The sequence below is a fragment of the Microbacterium wangyouchuni genome (assembly GCF_054072595.1).
Genome location: NZ_JBSVRM010000003.1, coordinates 173,249 through 190,641, shown reverse-complemented (window position 1 = coordinate 190,641; position 17,393 = coordinate 173,249). Strand labels below are relative to the sequence as shown.

At 61.6% G+C, this 17,393-nt stretch carries 16 protein-coding genes; 11 read left to right on the top strand and 5 right to left on the bottom strand.

Annotation, left to right across the window (positions count from 1 at the left end; genetic code table 11):
• Positions 1 to 64 precede the first annotated feature (64 nt).
• Together ACW5CM_RS06000 and ACW5CM_RS05995 are read right to left on the bottom strand one after the other, a co-directional pair.
• On the bottom strand, positions 65 to 682 hold the full coding sequence (locus ACW5CM_RS06000; RefSeq protein ID WP_457124470.1) for an alkylhydroperoxidase domain protein: 618 nt from the start codon (positions 680 to 682) through the stop codon (positions 65 to 67).
• Positions 679 to 1,260 carry an NAD(P)H-dependent oxidoreductase gene (locus tag ACW5CM_RS05995; RefSeq protein WP_457124469.1) on the bottom strand — a complete coding sequence of 194 codons (582 nt, stop codon included), beginning with the start codon at positions 1,258 to 1,260 and terminating at the stop codon, positions 679 to 681. Before ACW5CM_RS05995 ends, ACW5CM_RS06000 begins: the two co-directional genes overlap by 4 nt.
• A 22-nt stretch (positions 1,261 to 1,282) precedes the next feature.
• Between ACW5CM_RS05995 and ACW5CM_RS05990 the strand changes: the two genes are divergently transcribed.
• From ACW5CM_RS05990 to ACW5CM_RS05975, 4 genes are all read left to right on the top strand, one after another.
• Complete coding sequence (locus tag ACW5CM_RS05990) at positions 1,283 to 2,686, top strand: MalY/PatB family protein (protein WP_457124468.1); 1,404 nt, start codon at positions 1,283 to 1,285, stop codon at positions 2,684 to 2,686.
• A 7-nt stretch (positions 2,687 to 2,693) separates the two neighbouring features.
• Positions 2,694 to 3,686, top strand: a complete 993-nt coding sequence (locus ACW5CM_RS05985) for a LysR family transcriptional regulator (RefSeq protein ID WP_457124467.1) — start codon at positions 2,694 to 2,696, stop codon at positions 3,684 to 3,686.
• 24 nt (positions 3,687 to 3,710) lie between these two features.
• Positions 3,711 to 4,973, top strand: coding sequence for a flavin reductase family protein (locus tag ACW5CM_RS05980; protein ID WP_457124466.1), 1,263 nt, complete (start codon positions 3,711 to 3,713; stop codon positions 4,971 to 4,973).
• Positions 4,974 to 5,278: 305 nt separating this feature from the next.
• Positions 5,279 to 6,778 (top strand): ABC transporter substrate-binding protein, encoded by a 1,500-nt coding sequence (locus ACW5CM_RS05975; protein ID WP_457124465.1) that lies wholly within the window; start codon positions 5,279 to 5,281, stop codon positions 6,776 to 6,778.
• A 100-nt stretch (positions 6,779 to 6,878) separates the two neighbouring features.
• Here the strand turns inward: ACW5CM_RS05975 and ACW5CM_RS05970 are convergent, their stop codons facing one another.
• Positions 6,879 to 7,637, bottom strand: coding sequence for an SDR family NAD(P)-dependent oxidoreductase (locus ACW5CM_RS05970; RefSeq protein ID WP_457124464.1), 759 nt, complete (start codon positions 7,635 to 7,637; stop codon positions 6,879 to 6,881).
• A gap of 85 nt (positions 7,638 to 7,722) precedes the next feature.
• Here ACW5CM_RS05970 and ACW5CM_RS05965 point away from each other — a divergent pair, with 85 nt between their 5' ends.
• The 3 genes from ACW5CM_RS05965 (at position 7,723) to ACW5CM_RS05955 (ending at position 9,460) form a co-directional block, all read left to right on the top strand.
• Complete coding sequence (locus ACW5CM_RS05965; RefSeq protein ID WP_457124463.1) at positions 7,723 to 8,394, top strand: SDR family NAD(P)-dependent oxidoreductase; 672 nt, start codon at positions 7,723 to 7,725, stop codon at positions 8,392 to 8,394.
• A 14-nt stretch (positions 8,395 to 8,408) separates the two neighbouring features.
• Positions 8,409 to 8,789: an ABC transporter substrate-binding protein gene (locus ACW5CM_RS05960; RefSeq protein ID WP_457124462.1), complete on the top strand. Its 381-nt coding sequence runs from the start codon at positions 8,409 to 8,411 to the stop codon at positions 8,787 to 8,789.
• A 272-nt stretch (positions 8,790 to 9,061) separates the two neighbouring features.
• Complete coding sequence (locus ACW5CM_RS05955) at positions 9,062 to 9,460, top strand: (Fe-S)-binding protein (RefSeq protein ID WP_457124461.1); 399 nt, start codon at positions 9,062 to 9,064, stop codon at positions 9,458 to 9,460.
• A gap of 793 nt (positions 9,461 to 10,253) precedes the next feature.
• On the opposite strand, the gene ACW5CM_RS05950 is transcribed toward ACW5CM_RS05955, so the two are convergent.
• Positions 10,254 to 11,249 (bottom strand): aldo/keto reductase, encoded by a 996-nt coding sequence (locus ACW5CM_RS05950; protein ID WP_457124460.1) that lies wholly within the window; start codon positions 11,247 to 11,249, stop codon positions 10,254 to 10,256.
• 146 nt (positions 11,250 to 11,395) lie between these two features.
• Positions 11,396 to 11,746 (bottom strand): hypothetical protein, encoded by a 351-nt coding sequence (locus tag ACW5CM_RS05945; RefSeq protein ID WP_457124459.1) that lies wholly within the window; start codon positions 11,744 to 11,746, stop codon positions 11,396 to 11,398.
• A 1,033-nt stretch (positions 11,747 to 12,779) separates the two neighbouring features.
• On the opposite strand from ACW5CM_RS05945, the gene ACW5CM_RS05940 reads away from it, so the two are divergent.
• From ACW5CM_RS05940 to ACW5CM_RS05925, 4 genes are all read left to right on the top strand, one after another.
• A complete protein-coding gene (locus ACW5CM_RS05940) occupies positions 12,780 to 13,298 on the top strand; it encodes a hypothetical protein (protein ID WP_457124458.1) in 519 nt (172 codons plus the stop codon).
• Positions 13,299 to 13,374: 76 nt separating this feature from the next.
• Positions 13,375 to 14,319, top strand: coding sequence for an ABC transporter permease (locus ACW5CM_RS05935; RefSeq protein ID WP_457124457.1), 945 nt, complete (start codon positions 13,375 to 13,377; stop codon positions 14,317 to 14,319).
• On the top strand, positions 14,316 to 16,292 hold the full coding sequence (locus ACW5CM_RS05930; protein ID WP_457124456.1) for a dipeptide/oligopeptide/nickel ABC transporter permease/ATP-binding protein: 1,977 nt from the start codon (positions 14,316 to 14,318) through the stop codon (positions 16,290 to 16,292). The genes ACW5CM_RS05935 and ACW5CM_RS05930 overlap by 4 nt, the downstream gene beginning before the upstream one ends.
• Complete coding sequence (locus ACW5CM_RS05925; protein ID WP_457124455.1) at positions 16,289 to 17,368, top strand: ABC transporter ATP-binding protein; 1,080 nt, start codon at positions 16,289 to 16,291, stop codon at positions 17,366 to 17,368. The genes ACW5CM_RS05930 and ACW5CM_RS05925 overlap by 4 nt, the downstream gene beginning before the upstream one ends.
• The last annotated feature ends 25 nt before the right edge of the window (positions 17,369 to 17,393 follow it).

Below are 17,393 nucleotides of genomic sequence, written 5' to 3'. Positions count from 1 at the left end.
CTTCGACCGCTATGTCGAATGTTACACGTTGTTGCCCTGGGTGGTTTAGGGATTCTGTGCTCGCTCAGGAGACTGCGACGGGGCGTCCCAAAGAGAGCATGAGTCGGTTGGCCCAGTTGAAGAAGGCTGCGCTCTGAATCAGATCCACAATCGCGACATCCTCGAGCCCGACCTCGCGCAGAGCGGTGATGTCCTCGACATCGAACATGAGCGGGCTTCGGGTCAGTGCCTCGGAAGCCGCGATGATCACATTCCACCGATCTCCCAGATCTGCATCCAATCCTTCGTTGAGGAGACGATCCACGTCGTCGGTGCGCTTGGAGAAGGTCGCGGACTTGCGAGCGTGGGCGGCGGCACACAGTACGCACCCATTTGTGCGCGACGCTGCGGTTGCGGCGAGTTCTCGTTCGGCGCGGGGGAGTCCGCCGTCTGACTCTTTTGTGAAGATGTCACGGTCCATCAAGGTGCGCGCGCGCAATACTTCAGGGTCACGTACTAGCAGGCGAAAGTAGTCGAAATCTGACCGCAGTGGAGTGAGAAGACCCGCGTGGTGACGTTCGGTGAATTCTTCCACCGGCAGGGGCTCGAGCCAAGGGATCCACCCGATGGTGTCACGAGTGAAGCCCTGGGGGTGGGGTAGATCGTATGACAGCGCGGTTGGCCGCGCAGTGGGATCGGTCACGCTGACCTCTCCTTTTTGAGAACAGAGACCTCACCAATGCTCGCGGCTGCCAGGCCGGCGGAGGAGAGATTGAGAGCGGGTCCAATCACCGCATGATTGGCGAGATTCGCAGACAGCCTTGACGCTGCGGCCTCCACTTCTGCGTCGAGAGACGCGCTCGTGTCTGCGGCCAGAAAAACCCCTGCTCCCGGCACGCTCGCGCCGCATTCGAGTAGGAGAGGTGCCAGGAGCAGTGACGCTGCTAGCGCATGATCGTTCGTGCCGCCCGTCATGACCGGGATTGCGGTCACCCCACCGAGATCCAGGTGCCCGCGATCGAAGAACGCCTTCAGTAGTCCCGAGTAGCCCGCGTTGAAGGTGGGCGTTGCGACGACGAGCAAATCGCATTGCGAAACCGCATCAGTCCAACCATCCAACTGAACCGAATCACTGAATACATCGCGCTTGTGCGTGGCAAGTTCGAAGACACTGCGCGCCGAGTCGATCGGGCGCAACAGTGCGTCCACAAGTCGTTCGCCGACCAACCGAGAGCGCGAGTTCGGGGTCGGGTGTCCGACGAGAACAACAACATCAAGCATTCGTGCTCCCTCATTAAATCGCGTGACTGAACAAGGAACAGAATCCTGTACTCATGTACGTCGCAATGTTACCTTTGGTGGGTACGATACTTCAGGCGCGTCGGAGTGGTCGCGTTCTTATGGGAGCGATAACGACCCCTTATCCACGCCGCACCGGCCCGAACACGACTTCATAATGGAACCGATTCGTGGACATGACCAATCGATAGGACGGGCGATGAGGCGAGGAATGGAAGCTGTGCCGATAGACGCGCGGGGATCGAGGGCCCGCGTTGGTTCGCTCAAATGGGCCGATCATCCTGGAAAAATCGGAGCCGGAATTGCCGAGTCAGACTTCGGAACTGCTCCGGCAGTGGTCGAGGCGCTCCTTGAGGCGGTCGCAGACGAGCATTTGGCATACGTGCCGTCCAAGCTTGGAGCAGCTACTGAGACGGCTTGTGCCGAGTTTTACACCGATCGATTTGGTTGGACCGTAGACCCGACGCGGGTTCACCTCGTTCCCGACGTCCTTACCTGCTTGCGGATCACCATTGAGCACTTCACACGCACCGATTCGGCAGTGATCATACCGACACCGGCGTACATGCCCTTCCTTACCGTCCCCGAAAGCATGGGCCGAGACGTCATCCAGGTTCCGATGGTTCGCTCGTTGCGAGGGTGGACGCTCGACCTGGAAGCTGTGGAGCGTCATCTCGCGCGAGGTGCAGGACTTCTGGTTCTGTGTAACCCGCACAACCCGCTCGGCGCAACCATGACGCGTGAGGACATGAGTGCGCTCACGGCAGTCATTGAGAGGCACGGCGCTCGGGTCTTTTCGGATGAGATTCACGCTCCGGTCGTATACCCCGGTCACACGCACGTTCCGTACGCTTCGACTTCGGACGCTGCAGCCGCACACACGATCACTGCGTTCTCCGCGTCGAAAGGATGGAACATCGCGGGCTTGAAATCGGCCCAGGTGATCCTCTCGAATGCCGCCGATCAAACTCGGTGGCAGCAGCTAAGCCTTTTCCCCACGTACTCGAGCAGCATCCTCGGCGCGATTGGCGCACGCGCCGCATATTCTTCAGGTAGGGAATGGTTGGACAGCACGCTGCGACTGTTCGAGCACAACCGATCTCTGGTCTCGGATTACCTTGCGGCGAGCGGGCTACCGATTGGTCACGAGTCTCCAGACGCGACATATCTGGCCTGGATCGACCTGCGCGCTTTTGTCTTCCCCGCGTGCACACCAGCGGAGTACATCAGCGCCCGCTCCGGAGTCGTGCTCTCCGATGGCGCTGCCTGCGGCGCGGTCGGTGAGGGTTGGGTGCGCTTCAACTTCGCCATGCCAACCTCAATTCTTCTCACCGCGCTGGCGCGCATCACCGACGGCCTCAGCGTGCTGCCGGCCGGCCCCGTCATTCGTATGCCGAACCCGAAATGAGGTGATCATGTCCAGTTCTGATGCCGAGCACCGCGACCTTGATCTGCGGACGCTTCGGATCGTTCGCGCCTTCGCCGAGACGGGATCGATCACCGGAGCAGCACGTTCGCTCGGTTTGAGTCAGCCTGCAGTCAGCCAACACATCCAGCGCGCCGAGGCTCGGCTAGGGATGCAGATCACCGTTCGCTCCGGACGGAGTATGACATTGTCTGAAGTGGGTAGGAAGCTCAGCAACATTGCCGGCGACGTTCTTGCGAGCGTCGATTCCTGTCTCGCGCAACTTCGCGACATTGCCGATCTCAAGGCCGGGAAGATTGCAATATCTGGGTTCTCATCCGCTTCGTCGACCATCGTCCCTCCGATGTTGACGGCGCTTCGCCGTATCGCCCCGGGTGTCGCCGTCACGTACACAGAAGCCGAGCCATCTGATGCCCTGGCCGGAGTGGCCGATGGAACGATTGATCTCGCTATCGTGTGCAACTACCCACTCGATCCCCTTGACCCGGTTCTGCTCGCGAGCCACCGCATCAGAACGATCGACCTCTTCATCGACCCGATCTATGCGATTTTTCCAAGCGATCACCCCCTTGCCTCTGAAAACATCGTTGAACTTGCAGACCTGGAGGACGACGAGTGGATTACAGGATGCCCGCGGTGCCGCGCTCACGTCGTGCACGCGAGCCGGGCTGTGGGCTTCGAACCGCGCGTAACGATGGAGACTGACAACTTCAACGCGGTTCTCAGCATGGTGGCCAGTGGCCTGGGTGTTTCCGCACTCCCGAAACTCGCGATCTCCTCAGCGGCCGTGCCGCCCGGGGTGGCCATCAATCGAATAAACCCCAGCGAAAGTCGAGTCATCAGTCTCGCTTTCGCCGAAGAGGCGACCGCCGTCCCCGCGATACGGGCTGCGCTATCGGCATTCAAATCCGTCAACGGATCCCGATGGCGCCTTGAGCAATCGTCGGGGTATTCATCCCTGTCGTTATATACGCAACCATGACGCAGAGCTACGAGGAGGATCAGCATGACCGATATGACAGCAAAGCCACTGCACGAGCGTGGGATTGACTCCCGGGCCCTTCGCGATGTGCTCGGGCATTACCCAACGGGTGTCGTAGTGGTGACGGGTGTGAGCCCAGAAGGCACGCCTCTGGGTATGGTCGTCGGCACATTCAGCTCGGTGTCGCTCGATCCACCGCTGGTGTCGTTCATGCCCATGAAAAATTCCGAGACTTATGCGCTCCTGCGCCAGTCACCAACATTCTGCATCAACGTCCTGGCACACGACCAGCAGGCCGATACACGAGCCCTTGCTCAGCGTGACCCTAACAAGTTCGATGGCGTCTCGTGGGCGATGTCTGCACATGGTGCACCGAGGCTCGACGCGGCTGTAGCCCACATACACTGCTCAATCGCGCAGGAGATAGAGGCGGGAGACCATCTCATCGTTTTGTGTGACGTTAGAGATGTTGAGGTGTCGCGCCCAGTCACACCCCTGCTGTTCTTCCAAGGTGGATATGGCGGGTTCTCAACTACCGCCAGTGCCGCTCATGTGGACTCCGACCTTATTTCCGCGGTGCGCGTCGCGGAGGTGGCTCGTCCGCAGCTGACGGCGCTTGCCGAGCGTTTCGACTGCGAGGCTGTCGCGCTCATACAGATCAACGACCACGATCAGACGGTGGGCGCGGTTGCGCGCACCGCCGCGGTGCAGACCCACGAGCGTCTTGGCGTGCGGTTGGCACTGATCCCACCGTTCGGGGAGACCTCGGTGGCGTGGAGTGACAAACAGACGGCCCGGTGGTTGAGGCACATCCATCCCGCTGACAGCGCAGCGTTAGAGATGTACCGTGCGCGACTCGCCGCAGTCCGCACTCGAGGGCATACGGTGCACATTGTGCCTGCGGGGCGCGAGGAGGACCATCGTGCGTTCCTCGGGGCGCTTCACGAATACGCGCTCGGAGAGCTCACGCCCGCTCGCGATCGCGCCGTGAGTAGCTTGATAGCGGACGCGGTCGACTTCTTCCCTTCCGATGAGATCGTCGACGACGCATCGGAGTCGGTTGTCTCAATCACTGTGCCAGTTTTCGATCCGACAGTTGTAGCACAAACGAACTCGGGTCTCGCCTTGCGCCTGGGGAAAATGCCTGAGGCGCTCAATGGCGCGCAGGTGCATGAACGTGTTGCTGCATTGCGTCAGGGTGCCGCCGAGGTGAGTGAGGCGTTGGCGGGGGTGTACCGGCGCGATCTGGAGCGCTATCTCGCTTCCGGGCTGCGTGATCGGCCTTAGCGCACTACCGTCACGATCCATAACATCAGAGCATTGATAGCTTTAATATTAGTTATGTATGACTCGACCACCGTCATTCCGGTGGCTCAAAAACCCCGAAAATCAGCCATTTCTACCGTGACGCGGTGAAAAATGATGCACATCTAGATTGGAGATTGTAAGTCTCAAAATGTATCATCCGGGGAAGCGGTCAGATAATCTTTAATGACACATAATGCTGTTGCGCTGCACACAACGAAGTGATCTAAGCAGGGAGTGAAATGAGTAAAAACATACGAATTCGTCGGGGCTGTCTAATCGCGACGATGGCAGTCTTGACCGCTACGGCGCTCTCGAGTTGTGCCGGACCGTCGAGCGTGACCGTGGCCCCGGAAATCGACCCAGATGCAACGCTCACCGTCGGCGTCCGACTTCTGGGCAATACCTGGGATCCCTCCCGCCAGCCCGGCGCGACGACTGCGCCAGTCGACGAGCTCTACTACGATACGCTCATCGGCCTGGGCCCGGATCTTGCGCTCACTCCCGAACTCGCAAAGTCGTGGTCGAGTGATGACGATGGCAACACCTGGGATCTGGCGCTCCGCGACGACGTTACGTTCAGCGACGGCACGAAGTTCGCGGCCGACGACGTCAAGGCAACGCTCGAGTACTACGCAGCCGAAGGGTCCACCCTCCGGTCGCAACTGGAGGGCCTCAGTAGCGTTGAGGTCGTCGATGAGTATCACGTTCGAGTGTTGCTCGCTGCCCCGAACGTCGAGTTCCCGGCGCTCATGGCCGGCCAGGTGGGCACAATGCTGAGCTCGGGCGTTGTCGCCTCCGGAGATTTCTCCGCACCTGTCGGCACCGGCAAGTTCATTGTCAAGAGTTACTCTCAGGATGTCGAGAAGGTGCTCGTCGCAAATCCCGACTATTGGAACCCCGACGCTGTCAAGGTTGCGGGCGTAACGGTCCGCGCTATCGACGATCCGGTGGCGATGGCCAATGCCATCCGCACAGGCGAAGTTGACATCGCAGTCATCGAGCCGCCACAGGCCGCTTCGGTCGAGTCTGCAGGAATCTCCACCTACGAGATCACCGGCGCGCAGCTGGTGACCGTGTTCGAGAACCCTGACCTCGCGCCCGAGCTCACCGACCCGCGCGTGCGTATGGCCTTAGCTATGGCGATCGACCGTGAAGGCATCATCGAAGGGCTTTACTTCGGCCGCGGCGAAACGGCGAATCAGTTCATCGCGCCCGGACGCTATGGGTTCAATCCGGATGTCGAGCCTATTCCCTACGATCTTGAGGGCGCGCGCGAGCTGTTGGCGGAGGCGGGGTACCCGGACGGGTTCTCATTGCCGTATACGATGGCTGTCCAAGCGAACAGCAAGGCGCTTGCAGAGGCGATTCAGGCCGGATGGGCACAGATCGGCGTCGACATCGAACTGACCTTCCCCCCAGGCGGGGCAGGGGCAGAAGCCACATGGACCAAGCCTACGATCCCCATGTCGTTGCCGAACCTCGTGCCAGGTACTGACCCGGCTTCCTTTCTGTTGAAGAACCTCAGCCCGGTGGCGGTTCGCAACCCCGGGAACGTCGAGGTGCCCGGGGTGATGCAGCTCATCGAGCAGGCTCAGGTCACAGTCGATGACGGCGAGCGGGAGAAGGTCTATCAGGAGATTGCGGACCTGACTCGCGAAACGATATCCGCGTACACTCCGATCATGTGGCGTAACTACACGATCGCGTACAGCGACAAGCTCGTCGGCATGCAGGAATGGCAGGCTGGTTTTCCGATTCTGGACGGCGTTGGCGTGGCGAAGTAACGACTGACGCTACCGCGATCGCACCGCAATGTGGGCGGTACTCCAGTGGTGGAGTACCGCCCACATTGCTATTGCTTACCTGGTTCTGCGAGGCTCGCGCCTAAACGGCCGACCGTCCGCCGTCGACCAAGATGACCTGCCCGCGCAGGTGTCGAGCGCGGTCGGACAGCAGGAACGCCATCCAGTCGCCGATCTCTTCAGGCTGGGCACGGCGCCCCGCGGGTGCACGCATGGGAGCCGTGACCATCGTCCCGGATCCGACCGCCGCGGCGCCAAACCCGGTCTCAACGGAACCCGGGCAGATGCAGTTCGCGCGGACTCCGGCGGAGGAGAAACGCGCGGTCAGGTGGCGTACGAGCTGCGTGACGGCCGCTTTCGAAGCACCGTACGCCGGGGTCGAAGTGGGATGCCCGGAGCGGAAGGCGCCGAAAGATCCGGTTGTCGCGATGGCGCCGCCCCCGGCATCGATCATCGGATCCAGGAACCTCTGAGCGGCCAGAAACTGTGATTCGAGGTTGATGGCGAACACTTTTCGCCAATCCTCCAGGCGCAGGGAACGAATGTCACCCTCGCCGCCGATCCCGGCGTTCAGGCACAGTCGTGTCACGGGGCCGCGCCAGTCCTCCGCCAAGGTCGCGATTCGGTCGACGCCTTCGATGGTGGATGCGTCGCCAGCGGCAGGAAGTGCGTGCCCACCTGCCGCGGTGATCTCAGCGGTGACCGCTTCGGCCCGTTCGCTGGAGAGGTCGGCGACAACGACCGCTGCGCCTTCCAGTCCGAGCCGCAGGGCGGTCGCCCGCCCAATTCCGCTGCCTCCGCCAGTGACGACGGCAACTTTGCCGTTCAGTCCGAGGTTCATGTCATTGCCCTCCGATATTCTTGTTATATACAATGATCCCATATGATCGAATGATTTTTGTTCCCTATTTAGTTTAGGCGGAGATATGGATCTCGGACTTGCAGACAAGACAGCGCTTGTGACGGGGGCGACGTCTGTGATGGGTGCTGCCATCGCAGAACTCCTCGTTGCTGAAGGTGTGGCCGTCATGCTCGTGGATGAATCGGTGCGTGCGCTGGACGAGCTGATGTCGCGACTGAAGAGAATGGGCGGTGACGTTCAAGCCGCCGTCGCCGAGAGGAATGCAGAGGCGCTGCGCGCGTTGGTGGCGGATCGACTCGGTGGTTTTCACGTCGCCTGGCTCGGCGGGCTCGCGGACGACCAGTCGCTGACCGATGTCGCAAAGCTGGTGGATGCTACGGCCAACCGCATCGCTGCGCAGGGTGGAGGGAGCATAGTGCTCCAGTCCACGACGGCGGCATTCTGGGACGTGCCCGGTGCCACCGCAGAGTATGCCGCCATGGGTGCGGCAATTGCTCAGATTGCTCGTCAGGTGAGTGTGCGCCGCGCGAGTGAAGGGGTGCGGGTGAATGCTGTGTGCCCAGGTGGTATCGATGGAGGAATCGGCGGCATGGGGATCGATGAGGCTGCTGTCCCGCTTGCAGGCATCGCACCAGCATCCGATGTTGCCGACGTCGCGGCTTTCCTTCTCTCGCCACTCTCCGGCTACACGACGAGTCAGGCGATCGTCGTCGATGGTGGGGCGTCAGTGATCTGAAGACTCTCCACGGAATGTCCGGTCTTCTGTTGATGGGGTCGTCGCGCATATGGAACACTGCCGATCGTGACCTTGTGCCTGCGCTCGCAGAATCCTGGGAGACAGCGGATGACGGATTAACCTGGGACTTCCATCTTCGATACGACGAAGTGTTCAGCAACGGCGACACCTTCGACGCCAGGACCACACTGGACTACTTCCGCGCCGAAGGCTCCACCGTGCGCCGCGATCTGGCATTGGTCGACGAAGTGATCGGCATCGACAGCGTCACATTGCGCGCCGTGACAACCAAACCGAACTCCGGCCTGCCCGACGGTCGCTATTGGGGTGTTCAACGCCTCGCCGCCGCGCGAGCAGTCGGCGTTCCTCGAACGGTGGCGTGGACCCGATGGTAGCGTAATCTGGGTGCCGTCGCCGATCCGCACGTCACCGATCTGATCGTGCAATCGGGCGCCCTGGTCGATCCGGAAGCGCGTGCAAAGGCGTACCGCGAGGTCACGGATCACGTGAACACGAAGCGCATCCTCGGTCGGACGATCGTGAAGCTCACTTCGAGCGCGGAAGCGGGGATTCCGATCGTCGGCATGGAACCGTGTGCACGGCGGTCCTCTGCTCAGTTCCCGCGGAACGGCTCAGGGCGGACATCGCGACGCCGGTGGCGAGGAATGTGCGCACACTCGCGGAGCTGCTCGCCGAGCGCAGGTGGGAGCCGCCGTCTCTGGAGGGCACCTCGATTGTTGCGCAACTGCACCGATATCACCACGCGGTGATGGAGTGGAGTTCCGATGCTGAGCTGCTCGCGAAGCCGGGCGCGCATGTTGACCGGCTCGGGGGATGCTGCGGTCTGGTGGGGAACTTCGGGGTGGAGCAGGGACATTTCGAGGTGTCCGTCACGGTCGCCCAACAGCAGTTGCTCCAGCAAGTCAACGGTGCCGAATCGGACGCCGTGATCCTTGCGGACGGCTTCTCCTGTCGTACCCAGCTCGACGAACTCACCGATCGAAGCAGTGTGCATCTGGCGCAGCTGCTGGCAGGCGCTCTGCGGGGCAAGGTCGAGGTGCGCTGACCGCCGCCACTTGGTGGCCTATGCCGTTTGATGCTCCTAGGAAACAGTCAGGGCGTGCCTCTGGGCAGCAGGGTGAGGATGGGGTGGATCTCGAGGGCTTCCACCCGGCGTAGCGGTCGTCGTCTGGCGCGTTCGGGTTTGTGTGATCGTAGTGGTCGACGCCGAGTTCTTCATATGCAACACCGTTGGTGAGCATGTTCCAGGCGATTACCAGCAGGGTGTTCGCGATCGCGACGACGGCGCGCATGGCGCCGGTACGGGATTGAATTCGCGGCACGTGACGGCGAGATAGGTTGTTTTCGATCGTGAGATCGGCAACCGCGATGCCGAGGGCGGCTTTCAGGTAGTGGTTCGTGAGCCGAGTGTGGACGGAGGAAACGCGTCCGTCTGACTCGTTCTGCCCTGGACGCGCTCCCGTCCAGGACGTGAGGTGGCTCGCGGTAGGAAGGGCAGCCATGTCCGCTCATGCCTCAGCGGTCACTGTGGTAGCGACGTTCTTGGAGATCGCTGGGAATCGTCGTCACCAACTCCCGGGCAGCGGTAAGGCTCGATTACCTCGTCCCATCCTCGTCGACGGCTGCGAAAAAAAGGAACGGGGATGCTGCGGTCTGGCCCACAACTTCGGGGTGGCGCAAGGCCGCTATGGGGTGTCGCCGTCGCGGTCGCCGAGCAGCAGCTGCTCCCGTATGGACTGACGCCGTGATCCTGTCCGACGGCTTCTCCTGTCGCATGCAGCTCGACGATCTCACGGATCGGAGTGGTGTGAACCTGCCGACGGGCGTGCGACCCGACCTCAGGCGAACTCTTTGGAGGCGGCAGTGAGTGTGGCTGCCGTCTCGGCGGGAAGGGGAGCGAATTCGTCGAGCACTTGGCGGAGCTGATCCACTGAACGCACGCCCACGACTGGCGCGGTCACGCCCTCGCGACCGAGGACCCAGGCGGTTGCAACGGCTGCGGGGCTCAGGCCCAGTTCGTTGGCTGTCTTGCGCAGAACGTCGACGAACTCGAAGGCCTCGTTGCCGGTGAACAGGGCGGTCATCTTCGACCGGGCGCTCGACTCGATCTGCTCGGCGGAGGTGAATTTGCCGGTGAGTAGCCCGGAGGCCAGCACGAAGTAGACGAAGCCAGCGAGGTCGAACTCCTGGATCAGGGGGCGGTAATTCTGCTCGAAACCGCGGCGGGAGATCAGGTTGTACCGCTGCATGATCGCGACCGGTCGGCGCGCCCCGATCGTGTCGGCGACCTTGATCCACTCGCGCATGCGCTCCGTCGAGTATGTTGACAGGCCCACCCCACGAATGAGCCCCGCGTCGATGAGCTCGTCGAACGCGCCGACTGTCTCCACGAGCGGAACATCCGGGTCGTCCTTGTGTGCGTAGAACACGTCGATGCGATCCGTGCCCAGTCTCTGCAGCGAGGCTTCCGCTCCACGGCGGATGCCCGTAGCGGATAGACGTCCGCCGCCGGGCCCCCCGCCCACCTTGGTCGCCAGGAGCGTGCACTTGCGCGCGTCGGGGTTTGCGCGCAGCCAAGCTCCGATGACGCCCTCGGATGTCTCGAGCACGTCGTCTCCTGCTCCGGGGCGGGTGTAGACGTCCGCCGTGTCGAGCAAGATCGGAGCGTCGCTCCGGCTGAGGAGTTCATCGAGCACGGCGGCGGCTTCGGAGGTTGAAGCCGTCCAGCCGAACGCATTGGTGCCGAGCGCGATGCGCGGATCGAGCGCGCGAAGTTGAGCCGTCAGTTCAGTGATGGTGTGGTCCCCTCGGGCGAGCTTATGTGTTTTCGTCACGCGCAGGAACGGTTGTTCTGTGGTGAGTGGCGTCTGTCTCGAAGCCATGAGTAACAACTAAATGATTCTCGTACGGAAATCAGCCTATTACATATTGGGATGTTGTTCGAGTAGCTAAGACCGTTCCAGGCTGCGGGAGCGAGGGCTCAGTGAAGTTCAGCGTCTTGCTCCAGGCCGGCGTGCCACTGATGTGATTCCCGCCCGTCGAACGTCAGGGAATCGCCGGTGATGAGGACGCTGACCGCCTCCGACAGCACATGGAGGTACTCGGATTCGGAATTGCCGGTGTGCCGACCGCGGCGCCCGACGCCCGGGGCGCAGGACGACCGGATCGTCTGCGGACGTTCTTCCTTGCGAGAGGTCAGAACGCACTCGTCCTTCTCGCCCCGATCGGTGCGCGGCACATTATCCCGCAGGGTGGTGCGAGTCGCGCTGCGGCGGAGGAGATCGCCCGCGGAACTGCTCAAGATCTCGCGCGGGGCGGTCAGCATGGCCACGCTCGGCGACGTTTTGTCGCGCTCGACGCTAATGATGAAGGCTTTCCTCAGCCCCGTCGTTTTCGGTGACCTGATCGATCATCAGTTGTGTGACCTGGTGGACATCTCGCAATCGAGCCCCGATGGCGGCACGGATGGGTGGATTCCACGGGTCGCGGATTCGACGGTCATGACTCGCCCGATCGGATTGCGGTGCTCAGTGAGACGGTCCTCCTGGCTCGGATTCCGCTCACTAGCCCGCCTCCGGTCGAGACGTTCTCGGCAAGGCTGCGGTCGAGGCGATGCTTCGCGAACGAGGTGCGAACGAGGTGAATGGTTAATGTCCAAGCGTTTGAAGCACCTGACGACCAACTTGAGATTCGAACTGGTCGACTGCGCAAATGCACGACTAGTGTCCGTGCGTTCGATCTATGTGTTCAGGCCTCCCGGGCTGCTGACTCTGCTCGCATCCGAGGAGGTTATCCAGGATTTCGTTCTCGAAGGGGGTTGTTGGAAGGTCCGAAGCGCCGCGGCCGCGAGCCTGGCGCGCCGCCAGGCCATCTGAGCACGGTAAGGGCCTATTGCGCATCAAAGAAATTACCCGTACGGTACAGATAGATTACCTATCGTTCGACAGGTAATTGAGTGAAGGTACCAGCGTTGGTCCGTTTACAAGATGAACTGACTGCAGGTGATTCGCGATTTTCTATCGCATCTGTGTTCTTCGTAGTGAAACGCAGATGACGTGGCGCACCCGATCGAGTACAAGTTTGATTAATCGATGCGAGAGCGTTTTTAAGAAACGGGACTTCTTCCCGGCCGCTGAGGCCGTGGGTGGAGTTCCAGGATGCGTTGGCGACGGATGTGCCTGCCCTGTACTTCGTTGGCGTTCCGAATGTCCTGGGTACTGCGTCTACGGTACGGGGCGTCGAGTTCATCTATCCAGAGGGGACGCAGAACGCCTTTGATTGGCGCGGTGTCTACAAATCCAACTGACAAACACTAATCGCACTACCGGGCGGGCGCTGTGTGCTCGTCTGCTGAAAGGAGAATGATGGTTGCTTACGAGGTTTCCATGGGCCGACCGCGCACGCTGGAGGAGTTGAGCGCTGAGGCGGCATGTACGGCGGTGATGCACGCGATTATCGATTGCACCGATGGATTCGGTGGGCACAGCTCGTTGGATCGGGTGAACCTGCTGACGGATGACATCAAGATGATCAGTCACAACCCACACTATCTTGCGGAGATTCGCGAGGTGATCGGCAAAGAAGCGGTTGTCAAGATGCTTGAGTTCCGTAACGACGAGACGATGAGTAAGGGCTACAAGCACCTCACGACGAACATTCGTTTCGAGCTCGTCGATGAGACGCACGCGTCGATCGTGTCGATCCGTTCGATCTATGAGATGAAGTCCGCCACACCGCTCAAACTGGACGCGATCGAGGAAGTGTTTCAGGACTTCCGGCTTGAGGGCGGTAACTGGAAGGTGTGCAGCACGCGCGTGGACGCACACGCCTCGACATCGCAGCTGAAGCTCACCGCAGCCGCACCAGAGGGCAACCCCGCCTGAATCGCCTTGCGAGTTGGGGCCGCCACATTGGCGGCTCCGGCTCCGCGCTGAAAGTCCAAAAGAGACGGGAACCGGAATGCTTGCAGTGATCCTCCGACGGCTGGCATCGGCCATTCCGATCCTGATCATCGTGTCCTTGGGCATATTCTCGCTGACGGCGCTGGTGCCGGGTAACGCGGCCGCAGTCCTCGCCGGCAACGAGGCGAGCCAGGAAGATGTCGATCGAATCGCGGCCGAACTCGGCTTGGATAAGCCTTTCTGGGTAGCCTATGGCCATTGGCTCTGGCACGCTCTGCAGTTGGACTTCGGTCACTCGGCGCTCACGGGGTACTCGATCAGTGATGACCTGGCGCGGCGCTTCCCTTACACGCTGCAGTTGGCGCTGTTCGCTTCCGTACTCGCGCTGGCGATTGCGATCCCCGTCGCCATTTTCGCCGCGCGGCGACCCGGGGGATGGTTCGACCAGATCACCCGGGTGTACTCGAGTGGATTCATGTCGATGCCCAGTTTCTGGCTCGGGCCGCTGCTCATTCTCGCGTTTGCGATCTACAACCCGATCTTCCCGTCGTCCGGTTTCGTCCTCATCACCGAGTCATTCCCCGAGTTCCTGCGTCACGGATTCGTCCCCGCGATAACACTCGGCCTGCTGATGTCGGCGACGATAATCCGGCAACTCCGGAACTCCCTGATCGACGCGCTCGGGAGTAACTACATTCGCACGTTGTGGGCCAAGGGTGCGAGCGAACGCCGCGTCATTGGACTGCACGGGTTGCGTAACGCGGCCATCCCCGCCGTGACCATCTTCGGTGCCAGTTTCTCTGGGCTCCTGGGGGGAACGCTGATCATCGAAAAGGTCTTCGGCATTCCAGGTCTTGGCACTTACGCACTCACGGCTGTGGGTAACCGTGACGTTCAAGCGATCCAGGCGAGCGCGATGCTGTTTGCCGTCCTCACGATCGCCGTAAACCTACTCGTCGACATCGCGTACAGCGCGCTTAACCCGAAGGTGCGGGCTCAATGAAGACTGACATCCATGCCATCGTCGGCCGATCGGTACGGCGGCGCGCCGTCTCAATCAAATGGGGGGTGTTCAAGAAGCGCCCGGGGGCCTTCGCCTCCGGCTTGTTTCTGATGCTTCTCGTGCTCGTTGCGGTCGCAGCGCCTCTCATCGCGCCCTACGCACCCAATGAGCAGGACATCCTCAACGCCTTTGCGCCGATGTCCGCCGAGCATTGGCTGGGGACCGACCAGTTCGGTCGTGACACGCTTTCTCGAATCATGTACGGCGCGCGCATGTCGCTGGCGATTGCTGGCCTGGTCATCGCGCTCACTCTGACGATCGCCCTCCCGATCGGTTTGGTGTCCGGCTATCGCTCCGGAATCACGGATCAGATCGTCATGCGGCTGTCGGACGCCGCGCTGAGCATCCCCGGCATGATCTTGGCTCTCGCGATAGCGGGCGTCATGGGGCCGGGCTTCCTGACGACGGTTATCGCGCTGACGGTATTCCTCGTGCCGCACATGATCAGATTCGTGCGAGCCGAGACGTTGAGAATCGCCAAGGCGACATTCGTCGAGGCATCGATCGTCGGTGCAAGTAGGACGACGAGGATTCTGTTTCGCCGGATCGTTCCGAACCTCGCCTCTCCGCTGATCGCGTATCTGACGCTCGTCTTCGGTGATGTGATGTTGGCCGAAGCTGCCCTAAGCTATCTCGGTGCGGGCGTGCAACCGCCGACCTCGAGCTGGGGAAATATGCTCGAACTCGCGTTCCAAGGGGCACTCTTCTCCTCGCCGATCCAACTCGTCATCCCAGGAGCGGCGATCGCTTTCGCGATCCTTGCGTTCAACACTCTTGGCGATGCACTGGCGGAGGCCCTGGGTACAGGCCGCAATGCCCGGGGCAGCAACGCTCGCCCGTCACGGGGTATAACCCGGGTCGCGGCGCCCCAGCTCGACCCGGGCAGTTTGACTGAGCACGCTGAAAACAAGCCCGACAGTCCGTTGCTTGACATCCGGGGCCTTCGCGTGACGATGAGTGGACCGAACGGAGACCTCGAGGTTCTCGACGGAGTCGACCTTAAGATCGCACGTGGCGAGATCGTCGGCCTCGTCGGAGAGAGTGGGTCGGGTAAATCCGTAACGTCGTTGAGCATCATGCGCCTGCTGCCGTCGCCGCCTGCCACGATCGCTGGTGGAAGCATTCTTCTCGACGGGGAGGACCTGCTGCGCAAGAGTCGTTCGCAGATGGCAGGCATCCGTGGCGCGCGAATCGCGATGATCTTCCAGGACCCGATGACGGCGCTCGATCCCAGTTTCCGGATCGGCGATCAATTGGTCGAGGCCTACCGCATTAATCATCCGCGCGCCGGGCGTGCAGCCGCGCGCCAGCGGGCGATCGAGCTGTTGGCTCAGGTTCAGATCCCGGAGCCTGCTGCACGGATGCGAGCATTCCCGCACGAGCTATCCGGCGGAATGCGCCAGCGAGTGATGCTTGCAATGGCGCTCACGGGCGATCCCGATCTGCTCATCGCGGACGAGCCAACTACGGCGCTCGATGTTACGGTGCAGGCGCAGATCATCGCGCTGATTCGCGGACTCCAGAAGCAGAGTGGGGTGTCAGTGCTCTTTGTCACACATGACCTCGGAGTGGTCGCTGAGCTGTGCGACCGGGCCGTGGTGATGTATGCAGGGCAGATCGTGGAGGACGCCTCTGTATTGGACCTGTTCGACCAGCCGCGCCACCCCTACACCGAAGCCCTCCTGGATGCGATGCCGAACGTCGACCGGCATCGTGAGCGGATGGCGGTGATCCCGGGCACCATCCCCGCGATGGATGCTTTGCCTCCGGGGTGCCGTTTCGCTCCTCGGTGTGTGTATGCAACCGATGTCTGCCATCAGGTTGTCCCGCAACTAAGGACTGCGCCCGCGGGTGAGGGTGCGTCGCGGTGTATTCGATCACAGGAACTCGTCTTGACTGGAGTGAAAGCATGACCCAATCAGCGGCATCAGCGCAGCCTCTTCTGCAGGTGAGTGAGGTCACCAAGATTTTCGAGATCGGACAGGCGGTTCCCTTCGGGCCTCGGGCCCGGCTGCATGCCGTGGATAGGGTCTCTTTGACGATCGGCTCCGCAAAGACTTTCGGTGTTGTCGGGGAGTCCGGATCGGGCAAGTCCACGCTAGCGCGCATGGTGGTGCGGCTGACAGATGTCACTTCGGGCGCACTGTTCTTTCAGGGGCAGGATCTCACTGCGCTGCGCGGACGTAACTTGAGAGAGCTTCGCCAGCGCGTGCAGATGGTCTTCCAGGATCCGCACTCCTCGTTCGACCCCGCCAGCACGCTCCGCGACTCGGTCGTCGAACCTCTCCGAGCATCCCGGCGACTGTCGCGCATCGAGACGACATCGCTCGCCGGTGAGGCTTTTGAAGCCGTGGGCCTGCGGCCGACGCTGATCGATCGCTATCCCGCCGAATTATCGGGGGGGCAACTTCAGCGGGCGGCGATCGCGCGTGCCCTCATAACGCATCCCGACCTGATCGTGCTTGATGAACCGGTGAGTTCGCTGGATGTGTCAACGCAGGGGCAGATTCTGAATCTGCTCGAGGACCTCAAGGGTGAACGGGGAATGAGTTACCTCCTGATCGCTCACAATCTCGCTGTCGTGAATCAGGTTAGTGATCGGATCGGGGTGATGTATCTGGGCAGGCTCGTCGAGCAAGGCGAGACAAACCAGGTGTACTCCGAGCCCCGTCATCCGTATACGGCGGCACTGCTGACGGCGATCCCGCGTTCACACCCTGCGCGTGCTCCGAGAAGCGACAGCCCACCGCTCAAAGGCGACCTACCCAGCCCTCTGAACCCGCCCTCCGGCTGCCGGTTTCGAACCCGTTGTCCGCTCGCGATGCCCGTGTGCGCCGAGGTCGATCCGCCCGCTTTCGAGGCGCCCGACGGCGGCACCGTACACTGTCACCTGCACACTAGTGGACCCGCACTCGGGGGCGCCTCAGTCCTGTCGGTTCTTCCCCGAGAGCCCGCGAAGCCGCTCGTCGGCGCGGACGGCCAGGCCTGACTCCACTGTGGAGGGACGGGCGCAT